Source organism: Burkholderia torrens, from assembly GCF_984668525.1.
The window spans coordinates 2,369,961-2,395,810 of sequence record NZ_OZ480211.1 but is presented as its reverse complement, the minus strand read 5'-3'; the positions used below and the strand labels follow the sequence as shown (position 1 = coordinate 2,395,810).

24 protein-coding genes are annotated in these 25,850 nt (G+C 67.7%); 19 read left to right on the top strand and 5 right to left on the bottom strand.

The genetic code is table 11. The annotated features are described in order from the left end of the window. From AC5LXX_RS11060 to iscX, 11 genes are all read left to right on the top strand, one after another. On the top strand, positions 1-1,413 hold the full coding sequence (locus AC5LXX_RS11060; protein WP_493409494.1) for a lactate utilization protein B: 1,413 nt from the start codon (positions 1-3) through the stop codon (positions 1,411-1,413). Positions 1,414-1,542: 129 nt separating this feature from the next. Further along, positions 1,543-1,770, top strand: a complete 228-nt coding sequence (locus tag AC5LXX_RS11055) for a hypothetical protein (protein ID WP_124455453.1) — start codon at positions 1,543-1,545, stop codon at positions 1,768-1,770. A gap of 101 nt (positions 1,771-1,871) precedes the next feature. Beyond that, positions 1,872-2,354: a low molecular weight protein-tyrosine-phosphatase gene (locus AC5LXX_RS11050; protein ID WP_124455452.1), complete on the top strand. Its 483-nt coding sequence runs from the start codon at positions 1,872-1,874 to the stop codon at positions 2,352-2,354. A gap of 114 nt (positions 2,355-2,468) precedes the next feature. Continuing rightward, positions 2,469-3,008, top strand: a complete 540-nt coding sequence (gene iscR / locus AC5LXX_RS11045) for a Fe-S cluster assembly transcriptional regulator IscR (protein WP_009691731.1) — start codon at positions 2,469-2,471, stop codon at positions 3,006-3,008. Between the two features lie 69 nt (positions 3,009-3,077). After that, a complete protein-coding gene (locus AC5LXX_RS11040) occupies positions 3,078-4,301 on the top strand; it encodes an IscS subfamily cysteine desulfurase (protein WP_493409493.1) in 1,224 nt (407 codons plus the stop codon). Between the two features lie 67 nt (positions 4,302-4,368). Next, positions 4,369-4,776, top strand: a complete 408-nt coding sequence (gene iscU / locus AC5LXX_RS11035; RefSeq protein ID WP_006481982.1) for a Fe-S cluster assembly scaffold IscU — start codon at positions 4,369-4,371, stop codon at positions 4,774-4,776. Positions 4,777-4,841: 65 nt separating this feature from the next. Next, positions 4,842-5,165 (top strand): iron-sulfur cluster assembly protein IscA, encoded by a 324-nt coding sequence (iscA, locus tag AC5LXX_RS11030; protein ID WP_012492710.1) that lies wholly within the window; start codon positions 4,842-4,844, stop codon positions 5,163-5,165. 94 nt (positions 5,166-5,259) lie between these two features. After that, complete coding sequence (hscB, locus tag AC5LXX_RS11025; RefSeq protein ID WP_124455486.1) at positions 5,260-5,787, top strand: Fe-S protein assembly co-chaperone HscB; 528 nt, start codon at positions 5,260-5,262, stop codon at positions 5,785-5,787. 54 nt (positions 5,788-5,841) lie between these two features. Continuing rightward, on the top strand, positions 5,842-7,710 hold the full coding sequence (gene hscA / locus AC5LXX_RS11020; RefSeq protein ID WP_493409492.1) for a Fe-S protein assembly chaperone HscA: 1,869 nt from the start codon (positions 5,842-5,844) through the stop codon (positions 7,708-7,710). A 90-nt stretch (positions 7,711-7,800) separates the two neighbouring features. Then, complete coding sequence (gene fdx, locus AC5LXX_RS11015) at positions 7,801-8,142, top strand: ISC system 2Fe-2S type ferredoxin (RefSeq protein WP_006478392.1); 342 nt, start codon at positions 7,801-7,803, stop codon at positions 8,140-8,142. Positions 8,143-8,161: 19 nt separating this feature from the next. After that, a complete protein-coding gene (gene iscX, locus AC5LXX_RS11010; RefSeq protein ID WP_069621826.1) occupies positions 8,162-8,371 on the top strand; it encodes a Fe-S cluster assembly protein IscX in 210 nt (69 codons plus the stop codon). 145 nt (positions 8,372-8,516) lie between these two features. Here iscX and AC5LXX_RS11005 read toward each other — a convergent pair whose 3' ends face one another. The 5 genes from AC5LXX_RS11005 to AC5LXX_RS10985 form a co-directional block, all read right to left on the bottom strand. Beyond that, a complete protein-coding gene (locus tag AC5LXX_RS11005; RefSeq protein WP_493409491.1) occupies positions 8,517-9,260 on the bottom strand; it encodes a glycine zipper 2TM domain-containing protein in 744 nt (247 codons plus the stop codon). A 346-nt stretch (positions 9,261-9,606) separates the two neighbouring features. Beyond that, a complete protein-coding gene (gene lysS / locus AC5LXX_RS11000; RefSeq protein WP_043190322.1) occupies positions 9,607-11,133 on the bottom strand; it encodes a lysine--tRNA ligase in 1,527 nt (508 codons plus the stop codon). A 73-nt stretch (positions 11,134-11,206) separates the two neighbouring features. Then, positions 11,207-12,311 (bottom strand): peptide chain release factor 2 gene (prfB, locus tag AC5LXX_RS10995; RefSeq protein ID WP_124455448.1). Its coding sequence is split into 2 segments (ribosomal slippage): positions 11,207-12,229 and positions 12,231-12,311, totalling 1,104 coding nucleotides; the frame shifts between segments, so codons are not numbered across the junction. Positions 12,312-12,466: 155 nt separating this feature from the next. Further along, positions 12,467-14,164 (bottom strand): single-stranded-DNA-specific exonuclease RecJ, encoded by a 1,698-nt coding sequence (gene recJ / locus AC5LXX_RS10990; RefSeq protein ID WP_493409490.1) that lies wholly within the window; start codon positions 14,162-14,164, stop codon positions 12,467-12,469. A 14-nt stretch (positions 14,165-14,178) separates the two neighbouring features. Beyond that, positions 14,179-15,243 carry a regulator gene (locus tag AC5LXX_RS10985; RefSeq protein ID WP_493409489.1) on the bottom strand — a complete coding sequence of 355 codons (1,065 nt, stop codon included), beginning with the start codon at positions 15,241-15,243 and terminating at the stop codon, positions 14,179-14,181. A 162-nt stretch (positions 15,244-15,405) separates the two neighbouring features. Here AC5LXX_RS10985 and AC5LXX_RS10980 point away from each other — a divergent pair, with 162 nt between their 5' ends. The 8 genes from AC5LXX_RS10980 to eno all read left to right on the top strand — a co-directional run bounded on the left by AC5LXX_RS10980 (position 15,406) and on the right by eno (position 25,827). Beyond that, on the top strand, positions 15,406-16,659 hold the full coding sequence (locus AC5LXX_RS10980) for a lipoprotein-releasing ABC transporter permease subunit (protein WP_493409488.1): 1,254 nt from the start codon (positions 15,406-15,408) through the stop codon (positions 16,657-16,659). Further along, positions 16,652-17,410 (top strand): lipoprotein-releasing ABC transporter ATP-binding protein LolD, encoded by a 759-nt coding sequence (gene lolD / locus AC5LXX_RS10975; RefSeq protein WP_493409487.1) that lies wholly within the window; start codon positions 16,652-16,654, stop codon positions 17,408-17,410. The genes AC5LXX_RS10980 and lolD overlap by 8 nt, the downstream gene beginning before the upstream one ends. A gap of 67 nt (positions 17,411-17,477) precedes the next feature. After that, entirely contained in the window at positions 17,478-18,266 is a 789-nt protein-coding gene (locus AC5LXX_RS10970; protein ID WP_493409486.1) for a TatD family hydrolase, read from the top strand. A 57-nt stretch (positions 18,267-18,323) separates the two neighbouring features. Further along, on the top strand, positions 18,324-20,807 hold the full coding sequence (locus AC5LXX_RS10965; RefSeq protein WP_493409485.1) for a DNA internalization-related competence protein ComEC/Rec2: 2,484 nt from the start codon (positions 18,324-18,326) through the stop codon (positions 20,805-20,807). A gap of 93 nt (positions 20,808-20,900) precedes the next feature. Next, positions 20,901-21,746 carry an alpha/beta fold hydrolase gene (locus tag AC5LXX_RS10960; RefSeq protein WP_493409484.1) on the top strand — a complete coding sequence of 282 codons (846 nt, stop codon included), beginning with the start codon at positions 20,901-20,903 and terminating at the stop codon, positions 21,744-21,746. Between the two features lie 180 nt (positions 21,747-21,926). Further along, positions 21,927-23,579 (top strand): CTP synthase, encoded by a 1,653-nt coding sequence (pyrG, locus tag AC5LXX_RS10955; RefSeq protein WP_493409483.1) that lies wholly within the window; start codon positions 21,927-21,929, stop codon positions 23,577-23,579. 3 nt (positions 23,580-23,582) lie between these two features. Beyond that, on the top strand, positions 23,583-24,437 hold the full coding sequence (kdsA, locus tag AC5LXX_RS10950; RefSeq protein WP_493409482.1) for a 3-deoxy-8-phosphooctulonate synthase: 855 nt from the start codon (positions 23,583-23,585) through the stop codon (positions 24,435-24,437). Between the two features lie 106 nt (positions 24,438-24,543). Continuing rightward, the gene (gene eno, locus AC5LXX_RS10945; protein WP_011352544.1) at positions 24,544-25,827 is read left to right on the top strand and encodes a phosphopyruvate hydratase; all 1,284 of its coding nucleotides are present in this window, start codon (positions 24,544-24,546) and stop codon (positions 25,825-25,827) included. Positions 25,828-25,850 lie beyond the last annotated feature (23 nt).

Here is a 25,850-nt window from a genome sequence, read left to right as displayed (position 1 = left end):
ATGCAAGTCCAATCGATGCATTTCAAGGCGCGCGCCAGCCAGAAGCTGGCCGACCAGCGCCTGCAGCAGAACCTGAAGAAGCTGTCGACGAAGTTCGTGTCCGCGCGCGCCGACGCGATGACCGCGATCGACTTCCCGGCCACGCGCGCCGCGCTCAAGGCGCGCCGCAACCGCGCGCTTGAGAACCTCGATGTCTGGCTCGAAGCGTTCGAGCGCGAGGCGACGCGGCGCGGCACGACGGTACTGTTCGCCGAAACGACCGCGGATGCCGCGCGGCTCGTCGCCGACATCGCGCGCCGGCACGACGTGAAGAAGGTCATCAAGACCAAGTCGATGGTGTCGGAGGAAATGCGCCTGAACGCGGTGCTCGCGGAGATGGGCGTGCAGTCGATCGAGACGGATCTCGGCGAATACATCCTGCAGATCAACGACAACGAGCCGCCGAGCCACATCATTGCGCCCGTCGTGCACAAGGACAAGGACGAGATCGCCGACCTGTTCGCGCGCACGCACCACCGCGAGCGGCTCACCGAGATCCCGGACATGACGCGCGAGGCGCGCGAGGTGCTGCGCCCGCATTTCATGTCGGCCGACATGGGTGTGACGGGCGGCAACTTCGTGATCGCCGAGACGGGCTCGGTCGCGATCGTGACGAACGAAGGGAACGAGGGCATGTGCACGGTGATGCCGCGCGTGCACGTGGCGGTGACGGGCATCGAGAAGGTGCTGCCGACGCTCGAGGACCTCGCGACCGCGATGCGACTGCTGCCGCGTTCCGCGACGGGGCAGAAGACGTCGAACTATTTCTCGCTGCTGACCGGGCCGCGCGGGCCTGGCGACGAGGATGGTCCCGAGCACAACTACGTGGTGCTGGTCGACGGCGGCCGCACGGGCCTGCTCGGCGGCGAGTTCCAGGACATGCTGCGCTGCATCCGCTGCGGCGCGTGCATGAACCACTGCCCGGTGTACCAGAAGGTCGGCGGCCACGCGTACGGCTGGGTCTATCCGGGGCCGATGGGTTCGGTGCTGACGCCGAGCTACGTCGGGCTCGACCGCACGCTCGACCTGCCGCAGGCCGCGACGCTCTGCGGCGAATGCGACAGCGTGTGCCCGGCCGGCATTCCGTTGTCGCACCTGCTGCGCACGCTGCGCGAGAAGCAGGTCGAGCGGCACCTGCGGCCGTGGCGCGAGCGGGCGGCGCTCGCCGCGTGGGGCTTCTTCGCACGGCGGCCGATGCTGTACGCGCTGACGACCAAGCTCGCGGTGCGCGTCCTCGAGCGCTTGGGCGGCAGCGGCGGCATGCTGCGGCGCCTGCCGATGATGGGCGGCTGGATGGATACGCGCGACATGCCCACGCCGACCGGGCGCACGTTCCGCGAGCTGTACGCGGCGTCCCAGAGCCACCTCGGCTGACGACTGTTCAGCGGGCGACAACAGTGCGTTCGCTATTTGCATATTTATCTCGATAGGTGCGGTCTATAGAATCCTGTCTGTAGTCCCCGGAAGTGGATTTCGGGGTACCCGGTCAAGGAGGTTCGCATCATGAGAAAGACAATATCGATGTACTGGCCGCTGGCAATCGTCGTCCCGCTGGCAGCGGCAGCCTATCTGCATGCGATGGCCGATGCGCCGTCGCGTGGCCCGCTGGCGGTGCACCAGGCGTCTGCCGAGCTGGCGCGCGCGGTGTCGTTCGGGCTGGTCGGCGACGCGGCCAAGCCGCTGCCGGCGGCAGCCGGCGACGTCGTGCTCGCCGCGCCGAAGGCGCTGTAATGCACGGCGCCGTCGCTTTGCGCGGCGGCGCGATTTCGGCCGTCTTTGTATAATGGCTGGCTATTCCCTCACGCGGTCCGCCGCAACTTCCCGATAGTGCGATGACCCGCGTTGCGATCTGTTTCGTCTGTCTCGGCAACATCTGCCGCTCGCCCACCGCGGAAGGCGTGATGCGCCACCAGGTCGACGCGGCCGCGCTGGCCGACCGGATCGCGATCGATTCGGCCGGCACCGGCGACTGGCACGTGGGCGAGCCGCCCGATACGCGGGCGCAGGCAGCCGCGCTCGGCCGCGGCTACGACTTGTCGGCGCTGCGCGCGCGGCAGGTGAGCGCGGCGGATTTCGAGCGCTTCGACCTGCTGCTGGCGATGGACGAGGCGAATCTCGCGGAATTGCGGCGGCGCTGCCCGCCGCAGCATCGCGACAAGGTGCGCCTGCTGATGGAGTTCGCGCCGGGATCGGGCGAAACCGAAGTGGCCGATCCGTATTTCGGCGGCGCGCAGGGGTTCGAACAGGTGCTCGACCAGGTCGAGCGCGCGTGCGCGGGCCTGCTGGAAACGCTTCGCGCCCGTACGGCGCGCTGATCGCACGGTATTCAGCGGTCTGCGAATACCCTTTCAAAGACATGGATACTTGACTAAAACCGTCAAATATTTATACTTGACCAAAATCGTCAAGATTGCAGTCCCCTAGACACCATGAGACTCACCACCAAAGGCCGTTTCGCCGTCACGGCGATGATTGACTTGGCACTGCGCCAGGAGCAGGGCCCGGTGACGCTTGCAGGCATCAGCCAGCGCCAGCGGATTTCGCTCTCGTATCTCGAACAGCTGTTCGGCAAGCTGCGCAGGCATGAAATCGTCGAATCCGTGCGCGGCCCGGGCGGCGGCTACAACCTCGCGCGTCGCGCGCAGGACGTCACCGTTGCCGACATCATCATCGCGGTCGATGAACCGCTCGATGCCACGCAGTGCGGCGGCAAGGGCACGTGCGACGGCTCGAAGCAGCCCGACGGCCATTGCATGACGCACGAGCTGTGGTCGACCCTGAACCAGAAGATGGTCGAATACCTCGACTCCGTGTCGCTGCAGGATCTCGTCGATCAGCAGCGTGCACGCGAGGGCGCCCCTGCGGTGCTGCGCGATCGCCGCACACCGGAGCCCGTCGCCGCACCGGCCGAGCCCGTGCGCACGATGCCGCTCGGCCCCAATTCGGTGTTCAACATCGCGAGTTCGTGAGCGCGAAGGCGCCCGCCATACCCCATAACGCACATAGTTAGTCCCTGCACAGAATACCCGGAGCGACAGATGACCCAAGAGACTCTCCACCTGCCCATCTACATGGATTACAGCGCGACGACGCCGGTCGATCCGCGCGTGGTCGACAAGATGGTGCCGTACCTGCGCGAGCAGTTCGGCAACCCGGCGTCGCGCAGCCACGCTTACGGCTGGGACGCGGAGCGTGCGGTCGAAGAGGCGCGCGAACAGGTGGCCGCACTCGTGAACGCCGATCCGCGCGAGATCATCTGGACGTCCGGCGCAACCGAATCGGACAACCTCGCGATCAAGGGTGCCGCGAACTTCTACAAGGGCAAGGGCAAGCACATCATCACGGTGAAGACCGAGCACAAGGCCGTGCTCGATACGTGCCGCGAGCTCGAGCGTGACGGTTTCGAAGTCACCTACCTCGACGTGAAGGATGACGGCCTGATCGACCTCGACGTGTTCAAGGCCGCACTGCGCCCGGACACGATCCTCGTGTCGGTGATGCACGTGAACAACGAGATCGGCGTGATCCAGGACATCGAGACGATCGGCGAGATCTGCCGCGAGAAGGGCATCGTGTTCCACGTCGACGCCGCGCAGTCGACCGGCAAGGTCGTGATCGACCTCGCGAAGCTGAAGGTCGACCTGATGTCGTTCTCGGCGCACAAGACCTACGGCCCGAAGGGCATCGGCGCGCTGTACGTGCGCCGCAAGCCGCGCGTGCGCATCGAAGCGCAGATGCACGGCGGCGGCCACGAGCGCGGCATGCGTTCGGGCACGCTGGCGACGCACCAGATCGTCGGCATGGGCGAAGCGTTCCGCATCGCCCGCGAAGAAATGGCGACCGAGAACGAGCGCATCCGCATGCTGCGCGACAAGCTGCTGCGCGGCCTGTCGCAGATCGAGGAAACCTACGTGAACGGCGACATGGAACACCGTGTCCCGCACAACCTGAACATCAGCTTCAACTTCGTCGAAGGCGAGTCGCTGATCATGGCGATCAAGGACGTCGCGGTGTCGTCGGGCTCCGCATGCACGTCGGCGTCGCTCGAGCCGTCGTACGTGCTGCGTGCGCTCGGCCGCAACGACGAACTCGCGCACAGCTCGATCCGCTTCACGGTCGGCCGCTTCACGACGGAGCAGGAAGTCGACTTCGTGGTCAATCTGCTGAACAGCAAGATCGCGAAGCTGCGCGAACTGTCGCCGCTTTGGGAAATGCACCAGGAAGGCATCGATCTGTCGACGATCGAATGGGCCGCACACTAATACCGCATTGAATGCACCCGCGGGCGGATTGACGCACGCAGACGTAACGAGTCAAGGAGTCTGAGTCATGTCTTACAGCAACAAGGTTCTGGATCACTACGAAAACCCGCGCAACGTCGGTTCGTTCGCGAAGGACGACGACACGGTCGGCACGGGCATGGTCGGCGCGCCGGCTTGCGGCGACGTGATGAAGCTGCAGATCCGCGTCGGCGCGGACGGCGTGATCGAAGACGCGAAGTTCAAGACCTACGGTTGCGGTTCGGCGATCGCGTCGAGCTCGCTCGTCACCGAGTGGGTGAAGGGCAAGACGCTCGACGAAGCACTGTCGATCAAGAACACGCAGATCGCCGAGGAACTCGCGCTGCCGCCGGTGAAGATTCACTGCTCGATCCTCGCGGAAGACGCGATCAAGGCAGCCGTGGCCGACTACAAGAAGCGCCACGACACCAAGGAAGGCGATCAGGCAGCAGCCTGAGCGGCATCGAGCGGCTAGAGAAGGAAACGCGGCGGGCCCGGGTGGCGCGCCGCGGCAAGGACATCATGGCAATTACACTGACCGAAAAAGCAGCACAGCACGTCCAGAAATACCTCGTCCGTCGCGGCAAGGGTATGGGCCTGCGGCTTGGCGTTCGCACGACCGGGTGCTCGGGGCTCGCGTACAAGCTCGAGTATGTCGACGAGCTGGCTCCCGAGGATCAGGTGTTCGAGAGCCATGGCGTGAAGGTGATCGTCGATCCGAAGAGCCTCGCGTACATCGACGGCACCGAGCTCGATTTCGCCCGCGAAGGCCTGAACGAAGGGTTCAAGTTCAACAACCCGAACGTGAAGGACGAGTGCGGTTGCGGCGAATCGTTCCGCGTGTGACGCGGATCTCCGCGCGATGCGGGCAAGAGGCGGCACGGGCCGCCTTTTTAATGTGCGGCGTTTGCCGCGCGACGAACCGGAATTGAACGCGACGATGGTCTCGCTGAAAGACAGCCACTTCGACCTGTTTCACCTGCCGGCGCAATTCGCGCTCGACGAAACGGCGCTCGACGCCGCCTACCGGACGGTGCAGACGCAGGTGCATCCGGACCGCTTCGCGGCGGCCGGCGATGCGCAGAAGCGCATCGCGATGCAATGGGCCACCCGCGCGAACGAGGCGTACCGCACGCTGCGCGATCCGCTGAAGCGCGCGTCCTACCTGCTGTCGCTGCGCGGCGTCGACATCGGCGCGGAAAACAACACGGCGATGGAGCCGGCGTTCCTGATGCAGCAGATGGAGTGGCGCGAGGGCATCGAGGATGCCGCGGCCGCCCGCAACGTCGACGCGCTCGACGGGTTGCTCGCCGAGTTGCGCGACGAGAAGCGCGTGCGCGTCGAGCGTCTCGGCACGCTGCTCGACAGCGGCGCCGACCAGGCCGCCGCGGAAGCCGTGCGCCAGCTGATGTTCATCGAACGCGTCGCGTCGGAAGTGGGCGCGCAGATCGAGCGCCTCGAAACTTAACCGCGTGCCTCGCGGCACGCGCAGCAAACGGGCCAAGCGCCCGAACGAACCAAGATGGCTTTACTGCAAATTTCCGAACCGGGCATGGCGCCGGCGCCGCACCAGCGGCGACTCGCCGTCGGGATCGATCTCGGCACGACGAACTCGCTCGTCGCGGCCGTGCGCAACAGCGTGCCGGAAGTGCTGCCGGACGAAGCGGGCCGCATGCTGCTGCCGTCGGTGGTCCGCTACCTCGAGAAGGGCGGCCGTCGTATCGGCCACGAAGCGAAGGAGCAGGCCGCCACCGATCCGCGCAACACGATCGTGTCGGTCAAGCGCTTCATGGGCCGCGGCAAGGCCGAGGTCGAAGGCGCGGCGAACGCGCCGTACGAATTCGTCGATGCGCCGGGCATGGTGCAGATCCGTACCATCGACGGCGTGAAGAGCCCGGTCGAAGTGTCGGCCGAGATCCTCGCGACGCTGCGCTATCGCGCCGAGGATTCGCTTGGCGACGATCTGGTCGGCGCGGTGATCACGGTGCCTGCGTATTTCGACGACGCGCAGCGCCAGGCAACCAAGGATGCGGCGCGCCTCGCGGGCCTCAATGTGCTGCGCCTGCTGAACGAACCGACTGCCGCGGCGATCGCCTACGGCCTCGACAATGGCGCCGAAGGCCTCTACGCGGTGTACGACCTCGGCGGCGGCACGTTCGACCTGTCGATCCTGAAGCTGACGAAGGGCGTGTTCGAAGTGCTGGCTGCAGGCGGCGATTCCGCGCTCGGCGGCGACGATTTCGACCATGCGCTGTTCGGGCACGTGCTCGCGCAGGCCGGCATCGACGCGAAGACGCTGGCGCCCGAAGACGTGCGCCTGCTGCTCGACCGCGTGCGCGTGCTGAAGGAAGCGCTGTCCGCCGCGCCGCAGGCGTCGCTGGACGTCACGCTGTCGGGCGGTGCGCACCTCGTGCAGACGATTACGCACGACACTTTCGCGTCGCTCGTCGAACCGCTCGTGCAGCGCACGCTCACGCCGACCCGCAAGGCGCTGCGCGACGCGCAGGTCACGCCGGCCGACATCAAGGGTGTCGTGCTCGTCGGCGGCGCAACGCGCATGCCGGTGATCCGCGACGCGGTCGCGAAATATTTCGGCCAGCCGCCGCTCGTGAACCTCGATCCGGACCAGGTCGTCGCGCTCGGCGCGGCGATCCAGGCCGACCTGCTCGCGGGCAATCGCGGTACTGGCGACGACTGGCTGCTGCTCGACGTGATTCCGCTGTCGCTCGGCGTCGAGACGATGGGTGGCCTCGTCGAGAAGATCATTCCGCGCAACTCGACGATTCCAATCGCGCGTGCGCAGGAATTCACGACCTTCAAGGACGGCCAGACCGCGATGGCGATCCACGTCGTGCAGGGCGAGCGCGAGCTCGTCGCCGACTGCCGGTCGCTCGCGCGCTTCGAGCTGCGCGGCATTCCGCCGATGACGGCCGGCGCCGCGCGCATTCGCGTGACCTATCAGGTCGACGCGGACGGCCTGCTGTCGGTGTTCGCACGCGAACAGCTGTCGGGCGTCGAGGCGTCGGTCGTCGTGAAGCCGTCGTACGGCCTCGCCGATGACGACATCGCGAAGATGCTCGAGGACAGCTTCAAGACGGCCGAAATCGACATGCGCGCGCGCGCGCTGCGCGAAGCGCAGGTCGAGGCCGAGCGGATGCTCGAGGCGACGCAGGCCGCGCTCGCGGCCGACGGCGAACTGCTCGATGCGGACGAGCGCACGCAGGTCGACACGCTTGCCGCCGCGCTGCGCGCGATCGTGCAGGGCGACGACACGAACGCGATCGAGGCGGCGACCAAGGCGCTGGCCGACGGCACCGACGAATTCGCGGCGCGCCGGATGGACAAGAGCATCAAGCGCGCGCTGTCGGGCCGCCGGCTCGACGAGATCTGAACTTGCGAACCGCGCATCGGCCGGCGACGGCCCGCGCGCGATGATGAACCGTGCGGCGCCTCGCGCCGCACCCTGACTGACGGAACGGACATGCCTCAACTGGTGGTGCTGCCTCACGTCGAACTGTGCCCGGATGGCGCAGTGATCGACGCGACGCCCGGCAAGAGTATCTGCGACAACCTGCTCGATCACGGGATCGAGATCGAGCACGCATGCGAGAAGTCGTGCGCCTGCACGACGTGCCACGTGGTGATCCGCGAGGGCTTCAACGACCTGACGCCGTCCGAAGAGGACGAAGACGATCTGCTGGACAAGGCGTGGGGCCTCGAGCCGACGTCGCGCCTGTCGTGCCAGGCGATCGTGAAGGAAGATTCGGACCTGGTGGTCGAGATCCCGAAGTACTCGATCAACCACGCCAAGGAAAACCACTGACCCAGACCGGAGGCAGGCGATGAAATGGACCGATTCGCGTGAAATAGCCATTGCGCTGGCGGACAAGCACCCGGACATCGACCCGCAGCGGATCAACTTCGTCGACCTGCGCCAGTGGGTGCTCGAACTCGACGGTTTCAACGACGATCCGGCGCACTCGGGCGAGAAGATCCTCGAAGCGATCCAGGCACACTGGATCGACGAATCGGACTTCGACGACGAAGACTGACCGCCGGGCACCGCGTGCGCCGCATGGACGCGCACGGCGCAATGAAAAAAACGGCTCGTGAGCGATTGCTCACGAGCCGTTTTCGTTTTCAGGCCGCTTGCCCGCGCACGACATGCGGGCAGGGGGCGCTGATACGATCAGGCGATTACGCGCCGACCAGCGTGCCGTTCTCGATCCGCACGCGCTGGCCCTGGCCGAACGGCGGCGGGTTGTGGTACGTGAACGTGCGCGTCGCGCCGTTCTCCATCTGCACTTGCACCTGATAGTCGGTTTCCGCGCGCACCTGCTTCTCGACCTGGTTGCCGGCCAGACCGCCGCCCAGCGCGCCGATGATCGTCATCGCGGTGCGGCCGTTGCCGTGACCGAACTGGTTGCCGAGCAGGCCGCCGGCTGCAGCGCCGCCCACGGCGCCGATCCCCGAGCTCTGGCCCGGCGTGCGCGTCTGCGAGATCGCGACGACCGTGCCGCAGGTCTGGCAGTAGCTCTGGGCCGGCGCCGACGGCTGCTGCGCGTATTGCGGAGGCTGCGGCGCCGTCGTGTGACGGCGATGCGGCGCGGCCGGACGCGGCGCGGGCTTCGGTTCAGCCTGCGCGATGGCGGCCTTCTGCTCGGCAGCCTTTTGCTGCGCGGCGGCCTGTTCGGCTGCCTGCTGCTGGGCTTGCGCGGCCAGCGCGGCGCTGGCGGCCGCGGCCGTATCGACGGCCGGCTGCGATGCGATCAGCGCGGCCTGGGTCTGGCCGTTCTGTGCATTGTTGCTGTTGGCCTTCGGGAAGATGCCCGTGATCGCTGCCGTCGCCGCGAGGCTGGCGACGATGACGGCGCCGGCGGCGGTGGCGATGAGCGGGTGGAGGCGTTGCTTTTGCGGCGTGGTCTGATTCTGGCTGTCCATTTTTTTCTCCGGTGTCGATCCGGGTCGGCGCTGCGGGCCGGACCGGATCCCACGCTCGGGAGCGAGCAGACCTGGCGTTCCTGCGCCTGGTTCTGGTCCCGTGGTCATGCGTGGTGACGCAACAGGAGTGTCATCCACCGGCGCGCGGCGCACCGTATCAAGGTGTAACGAATTGCAGCGGGGCGCACGCGCCCATGGCAGGGAAAACCCGCAGAAGGCAGGCGCGACGAGGGGATAAAACGGGGGAGGATCGAAAGCCGGCGAACGCCGGCTGGCGGGACTTACGCGTCGTTACAAAGCTGACGCGTGCGCGCCGCGGGGCGCGGCGCACACGCGGGCGCGGCGATCAGTCTTCGCGGCGCAGGTGGGGGAACAGCAGCACGTCGCGGATCGTCGGGCTGTCGGTCAGCAGCATCACCAGACGGTCGATGCCGATCCCGCAGCCGCCGGTCGGAGGCATCCCGTATTCGAGCGCGCGGATGTAGTCGGCGTCGAAGAACATCGCTTCCTCGTCACCCGCATCCTTCTGCTCGACCTGCTTCTTGAAGCGCGCGGCCTGGTCTTCCGGATCGTTCAGCTCCGAGAAACCGTTCGCGATCTCACGGCCGGTCATGAACAGCTCGAAACGCTCGGTGATGCCCGGCACCGTATCCGATGCACGTGCGAGCGGCGACACCTCGACAGGGTAGTCGATGATGAACGTCGGCTCCCACAGTTGCGCTTCGGCCGTTTCCTCGAACAGCGCGAGCTGCAGCGCGCCGATGCCTGCGTTCAGGAACGCGGGCTGCGACACGTCGACGCCGAAGCGCTTCAGTTCGGTGCGCAGGAACGCGTCGTCCGACAGCTGGCCGTCGGTGTAGTCCGGCGCGTACTTCTGGATGGCCTGCGTGATCGTCAGGCGATGGAACGGCTTCGCGAGGTCGAGCTCGCGGCCCTGGTACTGGATCGTCGCGGTGCCGAGCGCATCGATGGCCGCCTGGCGGATCAGTTGCTCGGTGAAGTCCATCAGCCAGCGGTAGTCGGTGTACGCGGCGTAGAACTCCATCATCGTGAATTCCGGGTTGTGACGCGGCGACACGCCTTCGTTCCGGAAGTTACGGTTGATCTCGAACACGCGTTCGAAGCCGCCGACGATCAGGCGCTTCAGGTACAGCTCCGGCGCGATGCGCAGGAACATCTGCATGTCGAGCGCGTTGTGATGCGTGACGAACGGCTTCGCCGCCGCGCCGCCCGGGATCGGGTGCAGCATCGGCGTTTCGACTTCCATGAACTCGGCGTTGTCCATGAACTTGCGGATCGACGCGATCGTCTTCGTGCGGGCGCGGAACGTGTCGCGCGTTTCCGGCGTGACGATCAGGTCGACGTAGCGCTGGCGGTAGCGCATTTCCTGGTCGGACAGGCCGTGGAACTTGTCCGGCAGCGGACGCAGCGCCTTCGACAGCAGGCGCAGCTCCTTGCACTGGACCGACAGCTCGCCCTTGTTGGTGCGGAACAGCACGCCGCGCGCGGCGACGATGTCGCCGAGGTCCCACTTCTTGAATGCGTCGTAGGTTTCGGCGCCGACGTCGTTCGGCGTCACGAAGAACTGGATCTGGCCCGACCCGTCCTGCACCGTCGCGAAGCTCGCCTTGCCCATCACGCGCTTGAGCATCATGCGGCCGGCGACCGACACCTCGACCGGGTTCGCTTCGAGCGCGGCCTTGTCCGAATCGGCGAATTTCGCCTGCAGGTCGGCTGCATGGTGCTCGGGCCGGAAATCGTTCGGGTAGGCGACGCCTTGCTCGCGCAGGGCGCGCAGCTTCTCGCGGCGCTCGGCGATGATCTGGTTTTCGTCCGCCGTGACGGCGGGCTGCGTTTGGGTCGGTTCGGTCATGATGGTCGGAATTCGGAGTGGGTGCGGCAACGCAAACGGGAAGGGCGGCGCGGGCCAGGCCGCGCCGCGGCGCTTACACGCCCTGTTTGAGGCTCGCGCTGATGAAGTCGTCGAGATCGCCGTCGAGCACCGCACGCGTGTTGCTCATTTCGACGTTCGTACGCAGGTCCTTCACGCGGCTCTGGTCGAGCACGTACGAGCGGATCTGGTGGCCCCAGCCCACATCGGTCTTGCTCGATTCGAGCTTGTCCTGTTCGGCCTGGCGCTTGCGCATCTCGACTTCGTACAGGCGCGACTTCAGCATCGCCATCGCTTCGGCACGGTTGCGGTGCTGCGAGCGGTCGTTCTGGCACTGCACGACGATACCGGTCGGCATGTGCGTGATCCGCACCGCGGAGTCGGTCTTGTTGATGTGCTGGCCGCCCGCGCCCGATGCGCGGTACGTGTCGATGCGCAGGTCGGCCGGGTTGATCTCGACTTCGATCGAGTCGTCGATTTCCGGATAGACGAACACCGACGAGAACGACGTGTGACGGCCGCCCGACGAGTCGAACGGCGACTTGCGCACGAGGCGGTGGATGCCCGTCTCGGTACGCAGGAAGCCGTACGCGTATTCGCCCGTGACCTTGACCGTCGCGTTCTTGATGCCGGCGACGTCGCCGTCGGACTCTTCGAGCACTTCGGCCTTGAAGCCCTTGCGCTCGCAGTAGCGCAGGTACTGGCGCAGCAGCATCGATGCCCAGTCGCACGCCTCGGTGCCGCCGGCGCCGGCCTGGATGTCGATGAAGCAGTTGTTCGGGTCGGCCGGGTTCGAGAACATCCGGCGGAACTCGATGTCGCCGACGCGCGCCTCGAGCTTCGCGGCGTCTTCTTCCGACGCGAGGAGCGTGTCCTCGTCACCTTCCTCGCGGGCCAGCTCGAACAGGTCGAGCGCGTCGCGCAGGTCGCCGTCGAGCGCGGTGAGCGTCGTGACGACGCCTTCGAGCAGCTTCTTCTCGCGACCGAGCGCCTGGGCGTTCTTCGAATCGTTCCAGACGTTCGGGTCTTCGAGTTCCTTGTTGACTTCGGTCAGACGCGCAGCTTTGGCGTCGTAGTCAAAGATACCCCCGAAGCTCGCCCGCGCGATTGCGCAGGTCGAGCAGGGAGCTTTCGATCGCGTTGAGACGTTCCGCTTCCATGATCGTTCGCTATTCTTGCTTCGTAAAAAAGCGGAATTATAGCCGATCGGCAAACTTACCCGGTGACGCAAACGGTGCGCGCATACGTGCCGCGGCCCCGTCCGGCGCGGCGTGCATGCACGGGCGCGCACGGCAGCGGGCCGTGCGGCCTGCGCTCAGCCGGCCGCGTGCTCGACGATCAGCTGGACGCGCGTGACGCCGTTCCAGGTATCGGCGACGAGCCGGTACGCGACCAGCGCGCTCTCGGGCAGCGGTTCGGTGTGGTTGAACCAGATCGCATTGAAGCGCTGGCGGCCGCGTGCGAGCTGCAGTTTCAGGTGCTTCTCCTTCACGAGCGACTGCGACACGACGTCGAATTCGCCCGAGAAAAGCGGGGCCGGAAAGCCTTGCCCCCACACGGCTTCGTCGAGCAGGCCGACGAACTGCGGTGTGAAGTACGCGTCCTCGAGCTCGCCGTCGGTCTCGATCACGCGGGCGAGCGCGTCGTCGGACAGCCATTCGAGCGCGACGGCCTCGAACGCGGCCGCGAAGCGCGGCACGTTCTCGGTGTCGAGCGTGAGGCCGGCCGCCATCGCGTGGCCGCCGAATGCGACGATCAGGTCCGGTTCGCGCTTCGACACGAGGTCGAGTGCGTCGCGCAGGTGGAAGCCGGCGATCGACCGGCCCGATCCCTTGACCCGCTTGCCTTCTTCGTCGGCGTGCGCGAACGTGAACGACGGACGGTGGAATTTTTCCTTGAGCCGGCCGGCGACGATGCCGATCACGCCCTGGTGCCACTCGGGGTTGAACAGCGTGATCGTGCACGCGTCGGCCGGGTCGACGTCGGCGAGATCGGCGAGCGCCTGCTGCTGCATGCCGGCCTCGATCTCGCGACGCTCGCGGTTCATCACGTCGAGCTGCTGCGCGAGGTCCCACGCGCGGCCGATGTCGTCGGTGATCAGGCACTCGATGCCGAGCGACATGTCGGACAGCCGGCCGGCGGCATTCAGGCGCGGGCCGAGGCCGAAGCCGAGGTCGAAGCCCGACGCGGTGCGCGCTTCGCGCGCGGCGGCGCGGAACAGTGCCGCGACGCCCGGTTGCATGCGGCCGTTGCGGATGCGCTGCAGCCCCTGCGCGACGAGCACGCGATTGTTGCCGTCGAGCCGCACGACGTCGGCGACGGTGCCGAGCGCGACGAGGTCGAGCAGCCCGTCGAGGCGCGGTTCGGCTTCCCTGCTCGCGAACACGCCGCGGCGGCGCAGTTCGGCGCGCAGCGCGAGCAGCACGTAGAACATCACGCCGACGCCGGCGAGGTGCTTGCTCGGGAACGCGCAGCCGGGCTGGTTCGGGTTGACGATCGCGCGGGCGGCGGGCAGCGCGTCGCCGGGCAGGTGGTGGTCGGTCACGAGCACGTCGATGCCGCGTGCGTTCGCGGCTTCGACGCCCGCGACGCTCGCGATCCCGTTGTCGACGGTGATCAGCAGGTCGGGCTTGCGCGCGGCCGCGAGCTCGACGATCTCGGGCGTGAGCCCGTAGCCGTATTCGAAGCGGTTCGGCACCAGGTAGTCGATCTGCGCGCCGAACATCCGCAGGCCGCGCACCGCGACCGCGCACGCGGTCGCGCCGTCGCAGTCGTAGTCGGCGACGACGAGCAGGCGCCGCTTGTCGGCGATCGCGTCGGCGAGCAGCGACGCCGCATCGGCGCAGCCCTTCAGCTCGGTCGGAGGGACGAGACGCGCGAGCGCGGTTTCGATGTCGGCGGGCGACTGCACGCCGCGCGACGCGTACAGGCGCGCGAGGACGGGGTGCAGGCCGTGGCGCGCGAGCACTTCGGCGTCGGCGGGCGCGACGGGGCGGGTAACGATCCGGGTCATACGCGTTGGCTGGGTTATTCGAACAGGGAGGCGAGCGCGCGGCGGCGCCAGAATTTGCGCAGGTCGCCGCGCGTCGCGTGCAGCGTCACGGAACTCGTGTCGCCGCACAGCGTGACAGCGACGCTCGAAAGCGCGCTGTTCTGCAGTGCGGCGAGGGCCGGTGCGAACCAGTCGCGCTCGAGCGCGGCGAGCTCGTCGTGCCAGCGCGCCCAGTCCTGTTCGATGAACGCGGTGGTCAGCTCCGGCAGCTCGACGAGCGTCGCGCCGTCGGCGGCCGGCAGCGCGCCGAACGTCGCGGGCGTGCCGCCGGCTTCGGTCTGCGCGGCGCGCGCGAGGCCCAGCGCGGCGGGCGATGCGGACAGCACGCGCGCGAACGGCTTGCCGACCGGCTTCAGCGTGCCCTGGGCATGGAACCAGATCGAATTGACGGCCGGCAGCCCGCGCGCTTCGCGGGCTTCGTTGACCGGGTGCTGGAACCACGCCATCTGCACCTCGTTCTGCAGCTTCATCCACATCCGCGAGCGTTCGCCGGTGTGGGCCTCGTGCGGCAGCCAGATCTCGATGTTGCGGCCGCTCGCGCGCAGCGGCGCGGCGCCGGCGAGGCGTGCGAGCTGGTTGCTCGACAGGTACCAGCGTGCCGGATTCGGCGCTTCGAGCCGCACGCCGAGCTCCTCGATCAGCGGGCGTGCAACCGCGAGCAGCGCGGCCGCGTCGCCGTCGTCGAGCGCGAGGGCGGCCGGATCGACGAGCACCAGGTGATCGTGCGCGATTTCGACGTGCACGGGCTCGACGCACGCCCACGCGTGCGGGCCGGGGTCGCCGCCGTCCGCCAGCAACATGTAGGGCGCGAGCGGCGCCTCGTCCGCGGCGTTGCCCTGCGTCGCGCCGAACTGGCGGGCCAGCCAGCGCTCGTGCGGCAGTGTGCGCTGGAAGTCCTCGCCGGCCACGCGCTCGACGAGGCTGGCGCGGGCGAGCAACTTTTCGAGCGCGGGGCTGTCCAGCGTGTGCAGGGACGAGGCCGCATCGGCCGCCGACGGCAGCGCGAACGGAACGAGAAAATGGAGGCGTCGGTCGTGCATGATGGTGCGCATTGTATGGCAAACTGCGCGCGTGATCGGGCCGGCTGACGGCCCGTTCGCGTCCGGCGGCCGTTTTTCGACCGTGCCCGGGCCGATGGCCGCCGCCGGGCGGCGGGCCGGCCGCGGGGCGCCTCCACGCCGTAACCAGCAGAAAGGATTCGCTTGAAACTTCCGTACGAATGGCAGATCGGCTGGCGCTACACGCGCGCCGGCAAACGCACGACCGGCAACGGCTTCATCTCCTTCATCGCGCTCGTGTCGATGCTCGGGATCGCACTCGGCGTCGCGGCGCTGATCGTCGTGCTGTCGGTGATGAACGGCTTCCAGAAGGAAGTGCGCGATCGCATGCTGTCGGTGCTCGCGCACGTCGAGGTGTTCTCGCCGACGGGCTCGATGCCCGACTGGCAGCTGACCGCGCAGGAAGCGCGCCGCAACCCGTCGGTGATCGGCGCGGCGCCGTACGTCGACGCGCAGGCGCTGCTCACGCGCCAGGACGCGGTGAGCGGCGTGATGCTGCGCGGCGTCGAGCCGACGCTCGAGCCGCAGGTGTCCGACATCGGCAAGGACATGAAGGCCGGCCAGCTCGGCGCGCTCGTGCCGGGCCAGTTCGGCATCGTGCTCGGCGATGCGCTCGCCGGCAACCTCGGCGTGACGGTCGGCGACAAGGTCACGCTCGTTGCACCCGAAGGCTCGATCACGCCGGCCGGCATGATGCCGCGCCTGAAGCAGTTCACGGTTGTCGGCGTGTTCGAATCGGGTCACTACGAATACGACAGCACGCTCGCGATGATCAACATCCGCGACGCCGAGGCGCTGTTCCGGATGGCCGCGCCGACCGGCGTGCGGCTGCGGCTCACCGACATGCAGAAGGCGCCGCAGGTCGCGGTCGAGCTGTCGCACACGCTGTCGGGCAGCCTGTATATCCGCGACTGGACCCAGCAGAACAAGACCTGGTTCTCGGCCGTGCAGATCGAGAAGCGGATGATGTTCATCATCCTCACGCTGATCATCGCGGTGGCCGCGTTCAATCTCGTGTCGTCGCTCGTGATGACGGTGACCAACAAGCAGGCCGACATCGCGATCCTGCGCACGCTCGGCGCGCAGCCGGGGTCGATCATGAAGATCTTCGTCGTGCAGGGCGTGACGATCGGCTTCGTCGGCACCGCGTCCGGCGTCGCGCTCGGCTGCCTGATCGCGTGGAGCATCCCGTGGCTGATCCCGATGATCGAGCACCTGTTCGGCGTGCAGTTCCTGCCGCCGTCGGTGTACTTCATCAGCGAGCTGCCGTCCGAACTCGTCGCGAGCGACGTGATCCGGATCGGGCTGATCGCGTTCGCGCTGTCGGCCGTCGCGACGCTCTATCCGAGCTGGCGCGGCGCGAAGGTGAAGCCGGCGGAGGCGCTCCGCTATGAATGACCGCGCGACCGCATTCGCGGATTCACGACAACACAACAGACAGGATTCGGCTGGTATGCAGCAATACGTGCTTCAGGCGCGCGGGATCACGAAGGCGTTCGTGCAGGGCGGCTTCAACGTGCAGGTGCTCAACAACACCGAGCTGACGGTGCGGCGCGGCGAGAAGCTCGCGGTCGTCGGCGCGTCGGGTTCCGGCAAGAGCACGCTGCTGCACGTGCTCGGCGGGCTCGACGAGCCGAGCGCGGGCGAGGTGTCGCTGCTCGGCAAGCCGTTTACGCAACTCGCCGAGCGCGAGCGCAACGAATTGCGCAACCGCGCGCTCGGTTTCGTCTATCAGTTCCATCACCTGCTGCCCGAATTCACGGCGCTCGACAACGTCGCGATGCCGCTGCGCATCCGACGGATGACGACCGAGGACGCGCGCGAGCAGGCGCAGGCGATGCTCGAGCGCGTCGGTCTCGGCCCGCGGGCGAAGCACCGGCCGGGCGAGCTGTCGGGCGGCGAACGGCAGCGCGTCGCGATCGCGCGTGCGCTGGTCACGAAGCCCGCGTGCGTGCTCGCCGACGAGCCGACCGGCAACCTCGACGGCACGACGGCCGACACGGTGTTCAACCTGATGCTCGAACTGTCCGAGACGCTCGAAACGAGCTTCGTGATCGTCACGCACGATCCCGATCTCGCCGCGCGCTGCGACCGCATCATGCGGCTGCGCGACGGCGTGCTGCACGAGGAGCCGGCGCTGCCGGTGTAAGAAGCGAACGCGTTCGGGCTGCTGCCGGGTTCGTCCCGGCGCGGCGCAAGGGCGCAGGACTGCCGCCATGTGGATCGATACGCACTGCCATCTCGATGCTGCCGAGTTCGACGCCGACCGCGACGCGGTCGCGCATGCGGCGCGCGCGGCCGGCGTGTCGCGCATCGTGATCCCGAGCATCGGGCGCGACAACTTCACGACGGTGCGCGAACTCGCGCAACGCACGCCGGGCGCGGTCTACGCGCTCGGCATTCACCCGATGTATACACCGCAGGCGCGCGACGAGGATCTCGACCGGCTGCGCATGGAGATCGAGGCGAGCCTCGAGGATCCGCGCTTCGTCGCGATCGGCGAGATCGGCCTCGACTACTTCGTGCCGGGGCTCGACGAAGGCCGGCAGCAATTCTTCTACCAGGGGCAGCTCAAGCTGGCGCGCGAATTCGACCTGCCCGTGCTGTGCCACGTGCGCAAGTCGCAGGACCGCGTGCTCGCCGGGCTGCGCCGTTTCGGCGTGCGGCGCGGCATCGCGCACGCGTTCAACGGCAGTTTCCAGCAGGCCGACGCGTATCTCGCGCAGGGGCTGCATCTCGGTTTCGGCGGCAACGTGACGTTCGCTCGCGCGCTGCAGATTCGCCGGCTCGCTGCGGAGTTGCCGCTCGACGCGCTCGTCGTCGAGACCGACGCACCCGACATCGCGCCCGAATGGGCGTACAAGTCCCGCAACACGCCCGACCAGGTGCCGCGCATCGGCGACGTGCTCGCCGAATTGCGCGGGCTCGATGCCGGCACAGTGTCCCTATGCACTTCGGCTAACGCGCTCGCCGCGCTGCCGCGACTCGCACTTTCGTCCGCATAATCGTTGCCGGAAGGCGCCGCATTCGTCATCGCGGCGCCGGGTCGACGAGGAGGCGCGATGCGCGTGAGGTGGATCGCGTTCGCGCTCGGCGTCGTCGTGCTGCAGCGGCAGGCGGCGTTGCCGGGTGCGATCGCATGGACGATCGGGGCAACCGTGCTCGCTGGCTGCGCGGCGCTGGGCGCATGGTGCATGCGCGGTCGGCGCACGCATACGATGGCCGCACTCGGATGGGTGCTGTGCGCGCTCGCGGCCGGCGTCGCGGGGTTCGGCTACGCCGCTGCCCGGGCCGAATGGCGGTTGAGCGACAGCTTGCCTGCTGAATGGGAAGGGCGCGACATCGTCGTCACCGGCGTGATCAGGGGGCTGCCGGTCGTCGACGAGAGCGGCGCGCGGCTGCTGTTCGCGGTCGAGTCGAACGATGCGGGGCTGGCCCGTTTTCCGCCGTTGATCCGGTTGTCGTGGCGCGCGTATGGCGCAGCCGCGACACGCGATGCGCTTCCTGATCTGCGTGCCGCACAGCGCTGGCGCTTCGTCGTGCGCCTGAAGCGCCCGCATGCGGAGGCCAATCCCGGTGTGCGCGACAGCGAGGCCGCGTGGCTCGCCGCGGGCATCCGTGCAATCGGCTATGTCAGCGCGCCGCGGCGGGCGGCATTGCTCGATGCGCGCACCTCGGGATGGCGCGCGACGATCGATCGGCTGCGCGATACGTTGCGGATGCGCATCGGCGAGACGCTCGGTATCGATGCCGCGCATCGCGGCATCGTCGCCGCGCTGGCGATCGGCGACCAGTCGGGCATCGGCGACGACGACTGGCGCGTCCTGCGCAACACCGGCACGAGCCACCTGGTCGCGATTTCCGGCTTGCATGTCGGGCTGGTCGGCGCGATCGCGGGCGGGCTCGTGTCGATGGTCTGGCGCCGGCTGCGCTGGCGCGCGCGGGCCGCGACGCTCGTGTTGCCCGCGCCGTACGCGGCCGCGCTTGCCGCCCTGGCGGCCGCGGCCGGCTATGCGGCGCTCGCCGGTTTCAACGTGCCGGCGCAGCGCGCGTGGTGGATGATTGCGGGCGGCGGCATCGCGTATCTGGCCGGACGCAGCGTGCCGACCTCCGCGGTGCTGTGCGCGGCGCTCGGCGGCGTGCTGCTCGCCGATCCGTGGGCCGTGCTGTCGGCCGGCTTCTGGCTGTCGTTCGGTGCTGTCGCCGTGATCCTGCTGGCCGTCGCCGGCTGGCGCGCGGTGCGCGAGGCGGACGCGGAAGGCGACGAGGACGGCGGCGCGGCCGGCCTGTCGAGCCGGTTGCGCGCGTGGGGCAGGCGCGCCGGCCGCCGCATTGCCGAAGCCACACGCGTGCAGTACGCGGTGACGATCGGCCTCGCGCCGCTCACGGCCGCATGGTTCGCGCAGATTTCGCTGTCGGGCCCGTTCGGCAATGCGTTCGCGATTCCGTGGGTCAGCTCGGTCGTGACGCCGGTCGTGCTGGCCGGCATCGCGTTGCCCGCACCGTTCGATGCCCTTGCGTTCCGGCTCGCCCACGCGGCGCTCGGCCCGATGATGACGTTGCTCGGACACCTCGCCGATTGGCCGGCCGGCGTGTTCTGGCTGCGCATGCCGGACTGGCCGGTGCTCGCGCTGGCCTGCGTGGGTGTCGTGTGGGCGTTGATGCCGCGCGGCTGGCCGTTGCGCTGGGCGGCGCCGCTCACGTGGCTGCCGCTCGTCGCGCCGGCGCCCGACGCGCCGCCGCCGGGCGGTTTCCGGCTGACCGTGCTCGACGTCGGGCAGGGCGCTTCGGTGCTGGTCGAAACCGCACGCCGAACGCTGCTGTTCGACGCGGGGCCGGGCGCGGAATCGACCCATGCGGGTACGCGGATCGTTGCGCCGGTGCTGCGCGCGCGCGGCATCGCGACGATCGATTCGCTCGTGCTCAGCCACGCGGACGCCGATCATGCGGGCGGCGCACCGGCCGTCTATGCGGCGGCCGACGTGCGCCAGCTGCTGGCCGGCATTGCGCCGCGGCACCGCCTGTGGCGCGATGCGCAGGCGGCCGGCGTGGCCGATCGGCTGCCTTGTGCGGCCGGGCAGCGGTGGACCTGGGACGGTGTCGTCTTCACGATGCTGTGGCCGCCGGGCGGGGTGGGCACGGGTTCGTCGAACGGACAATCGTGTGTGCTGCGCATCGACGCGGGCGGCACGTCGGCACTGCTGACGGGCGACATCGAGGCCGCCGCCGAGCGCCGGCTGGTGGCCGATGCGCGCGATGCGCTGGCCGCGCAGATCCTGGTCGTGGCGCACCACGGCAGCCGCACGTCGTCGGTCGAGCCTTTCCTCGATTCGGTCGGGCCGCGCGTCGCGGTATTTCCTGTAGGCTATCGCAATCGTTTCGGGCATCCGCACCGGAGCGTGCTCGCCCGCTACGAGGCGCGCGGGATTCCGCTGCCGCGCACCGATCGCGACGGCGCTATTCGATTCGACGTCGCGCCGGCCGATGGCGGGTTCGCATTCAGGCGTTATCGCGACGAGCAGCGCCGGTACTGGATGGACCGGTGAGCGCGGCGCGGGGCCGCCGTATCGGCAAAGCACACCCGGGGCCGGCGGAACATGCCGAAGCACGGCCCTGGCAGAACCAGGAGACATCGGCGTTTGAAGGACATCCTCCACTTCTCGCATGCGAACGGCTTCCCGGCGTCGACGTACCGGACGATCTTCGCCGAACTGGCCGACGACTACGAGCTGCGCTACATCGAGCGGATCGGCCACGACCGTCGCTACCCGGTGACGCGCGACTGGCCGCACCTCGTCGAGCAGCTGCTCGACGACATCGGCAGCCGCTACGAGCGCCCGGTGTGGCTCGTCGGCCATTCGCTCGGCGGCTACCTGTCGCTGATGGCCGCGCTGAAGAAGCCGCAATGGGTGCGTGGCGTCGTGATGATCGATTCGCCGATCATCGCGGGCTGGCGTGCCGGCGCGTTGCGCGCGAGCCAGTGGGCAGGGCTCGACGAGCGGCTGTCGCCGGCCGCCGCGACGCGCAACCGGCGCACGCGCTGGGTGAGCCGCGACGAAGTCTGGCGGCACTTCCGCGAGAAACCGGCGTTCGCGCGCTGGGACGAACGGATGCTGGCCGACTACATCGACTACGGGATTCCGCAGGCCGGCGCCGACGGCGAGCGGGCGCTCGCGTTCGACCGGCAGGTCGAGTACCTGATCTACCGGACGCTGCCGCACACGCTCGGCCCGCGGCTCGCGCACGGCGCGCCGGTGCCGCTCGGCTTCCTCGCCGGCACGCGTTCGCGCGAGGTGCGGCAGGTCGGGCTCGATGCGACGCGGCGGGCGGCGCGCGGCCGTGTCGAATGGCTGGAAGGCAGCCACCTGTTCCCCATGGAGCGGCCGCTCGAGACCGCCCGCGCATTGCAGCGGATGCTGAATACGCTGAAGGCGGAGGAGGGCGGCGCGTCGCAGGGCGGCGTTCCGCTCGCGAAGCGCGCCTGACACGCCGCGCGGTCACCCGCGCCGTGCCCGGCGCGGCCGCCGCGCGTCGACCGGCCGGCCGGTTCGCCCCGGCGCGCACGGTTGGCGCGGGGCGGTGCGAAAGGGCGCGATCATCACGCCAATTGCTGAGAGAAGGGCGGGCTTTACGGTATAATCCGTTTTTCCCGCGAGCATCCAGCGATGACCAAATATGTTTTCGTCACCGGCGGCGTAGTTTCTTCCCTTGGCAAGGGTATTGCCGCCGCTTCCCTCGCCGCGATCCTTGAATCGCGCGGTCTGAAAGTCACCCTCCTCAAACTCGATCCGTACATCAACGTCGACCCCGGCACGATGAGCCCGTTCCAGCACGGCGAAGTGTTCGTGACGGAAGACGGAGCGGAGACCGACCTCGACCTCGGCCACTATGAGCGCTTCATCAGCACGAAGATGCGCAAGGCCAACAACTTCACGACCGGCCAGATCTACGAATCGGTGATCCGCAAGGAACGCCGCGGCGACTATCTCGGCAAGACCGTGCAGGTCATCCCGCACATCACGAACGAAATCCAGGCGTTCATCGAGCGCGGGGCCGCGTCGGCCACCTGCGGCGAGCCGGACGTCGCGATCGTCGAGATCGGCGGCACGGTCGGCGACATCGAGTCGCTGCCGTTCCTCGAGGCGGCACGCCAGATGAGCCTGCGCCTCGGCCGCAACAGCGCGTGCTTCGTGCACCTGACGCTGGTGCCGTACGTCGCGACGGCGGGCGAGCTGAAGACGAAGCCGACCCAGCACAGCGTGCAGAAGCTGCGCGAAATCGGCATCCTGCCGCACGTGCTGCTGTGCCGTGCCGACCGCCGCATCCCCGACGACGAATCGAAGAAGATCTCGATGTTCTCGAACGTGCCGGAAGACGCCGTGATCTCGGTGTGGGACGCCGACAGCATCTACAAGATTCCGCAGATGCTGCACGACCAGGGCCTCGACCGCATCATCTGCGAGGAACTGAAGCTGTCGCCGAAGGACGCCGACCTGAGCATGTGGTCGGCGCTCGTCGAGAAGCTCGAGAACCCGGAGCACGAAGTGACGATCGGCATGGTCGGCAAGTACGTCGACCTGACCGAGTCGTACAAGTCGCTGATCGAGGCGCTGCGCCACGCATCGCTGCACACGTCGACCAAGGTCAACATCGAGTACATCGACTCGGAAGAGATCGAGGCGAACGGTGTCGACAGCCTGAAGCATCTCGACGCCGTGCTGGTGCCGGGCGGTTTCGGCCGTCGCGGCACGGAAGGCAAGATCAAGGCGATCCAGTACGCCCGTGAAGCGAAGGTGCCGTATCTCGGCATCTGCCTCGGCATGCAGCTCGCGGTGATCGAATTCGCGCGCGACGTCGTCGGCCTGAAGCAGGCGAACAGCACGGAATTCGAGCCGGACACGCCGGAGCGCGTGGTCGCGCTGATCACCGAGTGGTACGACCGCGACGGCAAGGTCGAGACGCGCACCGAGGAATCCGACCTCGGCGGCACGATGCGCCTCGGTTCGCAGCGCTGCCCGATCAAGCCGGGCACGATGGCGGAAGAAATCTACGGCAAGGACGTGAACGAGCGCCATCGCCACCGTTATGAAGTCAATAACCGCTTCGTGCCCCAGCTCGAAGCCGGCGGCCTTATCATCAGCGCCCGTACCCCGAGCGAGGATCTGCCGGAAATGATGGAGCTGCCGCGCTCGATGCACCCGTGGTTCGTCGGTGTCCAGTTCCACCCGGAATTCACGTCCACGCCGCGTGACGGTCATCCCCTCTTCAAGTCGTTCGTCGAAGCCGCGCTCGCCAACAAGCAAGCGCGCGGAGTGTAAAGCATGAAGCTGTGCGATTTCGAGGTCGGTCTCGACAAGCCTTTCTTCCTGATCGCGGGTACCTGCGTCGTCGAATCGGAGCAAATGACGATCGACACGGCAGGCCGCCTGAAGGAGATCTGCGAGAAGCTGAACGTTCCGTTCATCTACAAGTCGTCCTACGACAAGGCGAACCGCAGCTCGGGCAAGTCGTTCCGCGGCCTCGGAATGGACGAAGGCCTGCGGATCCTGTCCGAGGTGAAGCGCCAGCTCAGCCTGCCGGTGCTGACCGACGTGCATTCGATCGACGAGATCGAGCAGGTCGCGTCGGTCGTCGACGTGCTGCAGACGCCGGCGTTCCTGTGCCGCCAGACCGACTTCATCCACGCGTGCGCGCGCTCGGGCAAGCCCGTCAACATCAAGAAGGGCCAGTTTCTCGCGCCGCACGACATGAAGAACGTGATCGACAAGGCGCGTGACGCGGCACGTGAGGCGGGGCTGTCGGAAGACCGCTTCATGGCGTGCGAGCGCGGCGTCTCGTTCGGCTACAACAATCTTGTGTCGGACATGCGCTCGCTCGCGATCATGCGCGAGACGAACGCGCCGGTCGTGTTCGACGCGACCCACTCGGTGCAGCTGCCGGGCGGGCAGGGCACGAGCTCGGGCGGCCAGCGCGAATTCGTGCCGGTGCTCGCGCGTGCGGCGGTCGCGACGGGCGTCGCGGGCCTCTTCATGGAAACGCACCCGAATCCCGCGGAAGCGAAGTCGGACGGCCCGAACGCGGTGCCGCTGAACCGGATGGGTGCGCTGCTGGAGACGCTCGTCACGCTCGACCAGGCGGTGAAGCGCAATCCGTTCCTGGAAAACGATTTCAATTAAAGATCGAATGAACCTTGCGACGGCTTCGCGCGTCTGTAGCGAAAGCGGTTCCGGCGCGCGCGCCGTCGCAGTTTGAAGAATCCATCGTCATTCTCAGAGGAAACCCATGAGTGCCATCGTAGATATCATCGGCCGCGAGATTCTGGATTCGCGCGGCAACCCCACCGTCGAATGCGACGTGCTGCTCGAATCGGGCACGATGGGCCGCGCGGCGGTGCCGTCGGGCGCGTCCACCGGCTCGCGTGAAGCGATCGAACTGCGCGACGGCGAAGCCGGCCGCTACAACGGCAAGGGCGTGCTGAAGGCAGTCGAGCACATCAACACCGAAATCTCCGAAGCCATCATGGGCCTCGACGCGTCGGAACAGGCGTTCCTCGACAAGACGCTGCTCGAGCTGGACGGCACCGACAACAAGTCGCGCCTCGGCGCGAACGCGATGCTGGCCGTGTCGATGGCTGTCGCGAAGGCGGCTGCCGAAGAGGCAGGCCTGCCGCTGTACCGCTACTTCGGCGGTTCGGGTGCGATGCAACTGCCGGTGCCGATGATGAACATCGTCAACGGCGGCGCGCACGCGAACAACAGCCTCGACATCCAGGAATTCATGATCGTCCCGGTCAGCCAGCCGACGTTCCGTGAAGCCCTGCGTTGCGGCGCGGAAGTGTTCCACGCGCTGAAGAAGATCCTGAGCGACCGCGGCATGAGCACGGCAGTCGGCGACGAAGGCGGTTTCGCACCGAACTTCGGCAGCAACGACGAGTGCCTGTCGACGATCCTGCAGGCGATCGAGAAGGCCGGTTACCGTGCGGGCGAAGACGTGCTGCTCGCGCTCGACTGCGCGGCATCCGAGTTCTACCACGACGGCAAGTACCAGCTCGCGGGCGAAGGCCTGCAACTGTCGTCGGCAGAATTCACCGATTACCTCGCGACGCTCGCCGACAAGTTCCCGATCGTGTCGATCGAGGACGGCATGCACGAAAGCGACTGGGAAGGCTGGAAGCTGCTGACCGACCGCCTCGGCAAGAAGGTGCAGCTGGTCGGCGACGACCTGTTCGTCACGAACACGCGCATCCTGAAGGAAGGCATCGAGAAGGGCATCGCGAACTCGATCCTCATCAAGATCAACCAGATTGGTACGCTGACCGAAACGTTCGCGGCGATCGAAATGGCGAAGCGCGCAGGCTACACGGCCGTGATCTCGCACCGTTCGGGCGAAACGGAAGATTCGACGATCGCGGACATCGCGGTCGGCCTGAACGCCGGTCAGATCAAGACGGGTTCGCTGTCGCGCAGCGACCGCATCTCGAAGTACAACCAGCTGCTGCGCATCGAGGAAGATCTCGGCGACATCGCAAGCTACCCGGGTAAATCGGCTTTCTATAACCTGCGCTAACGCGCTACTATCGGGTTCGTCAT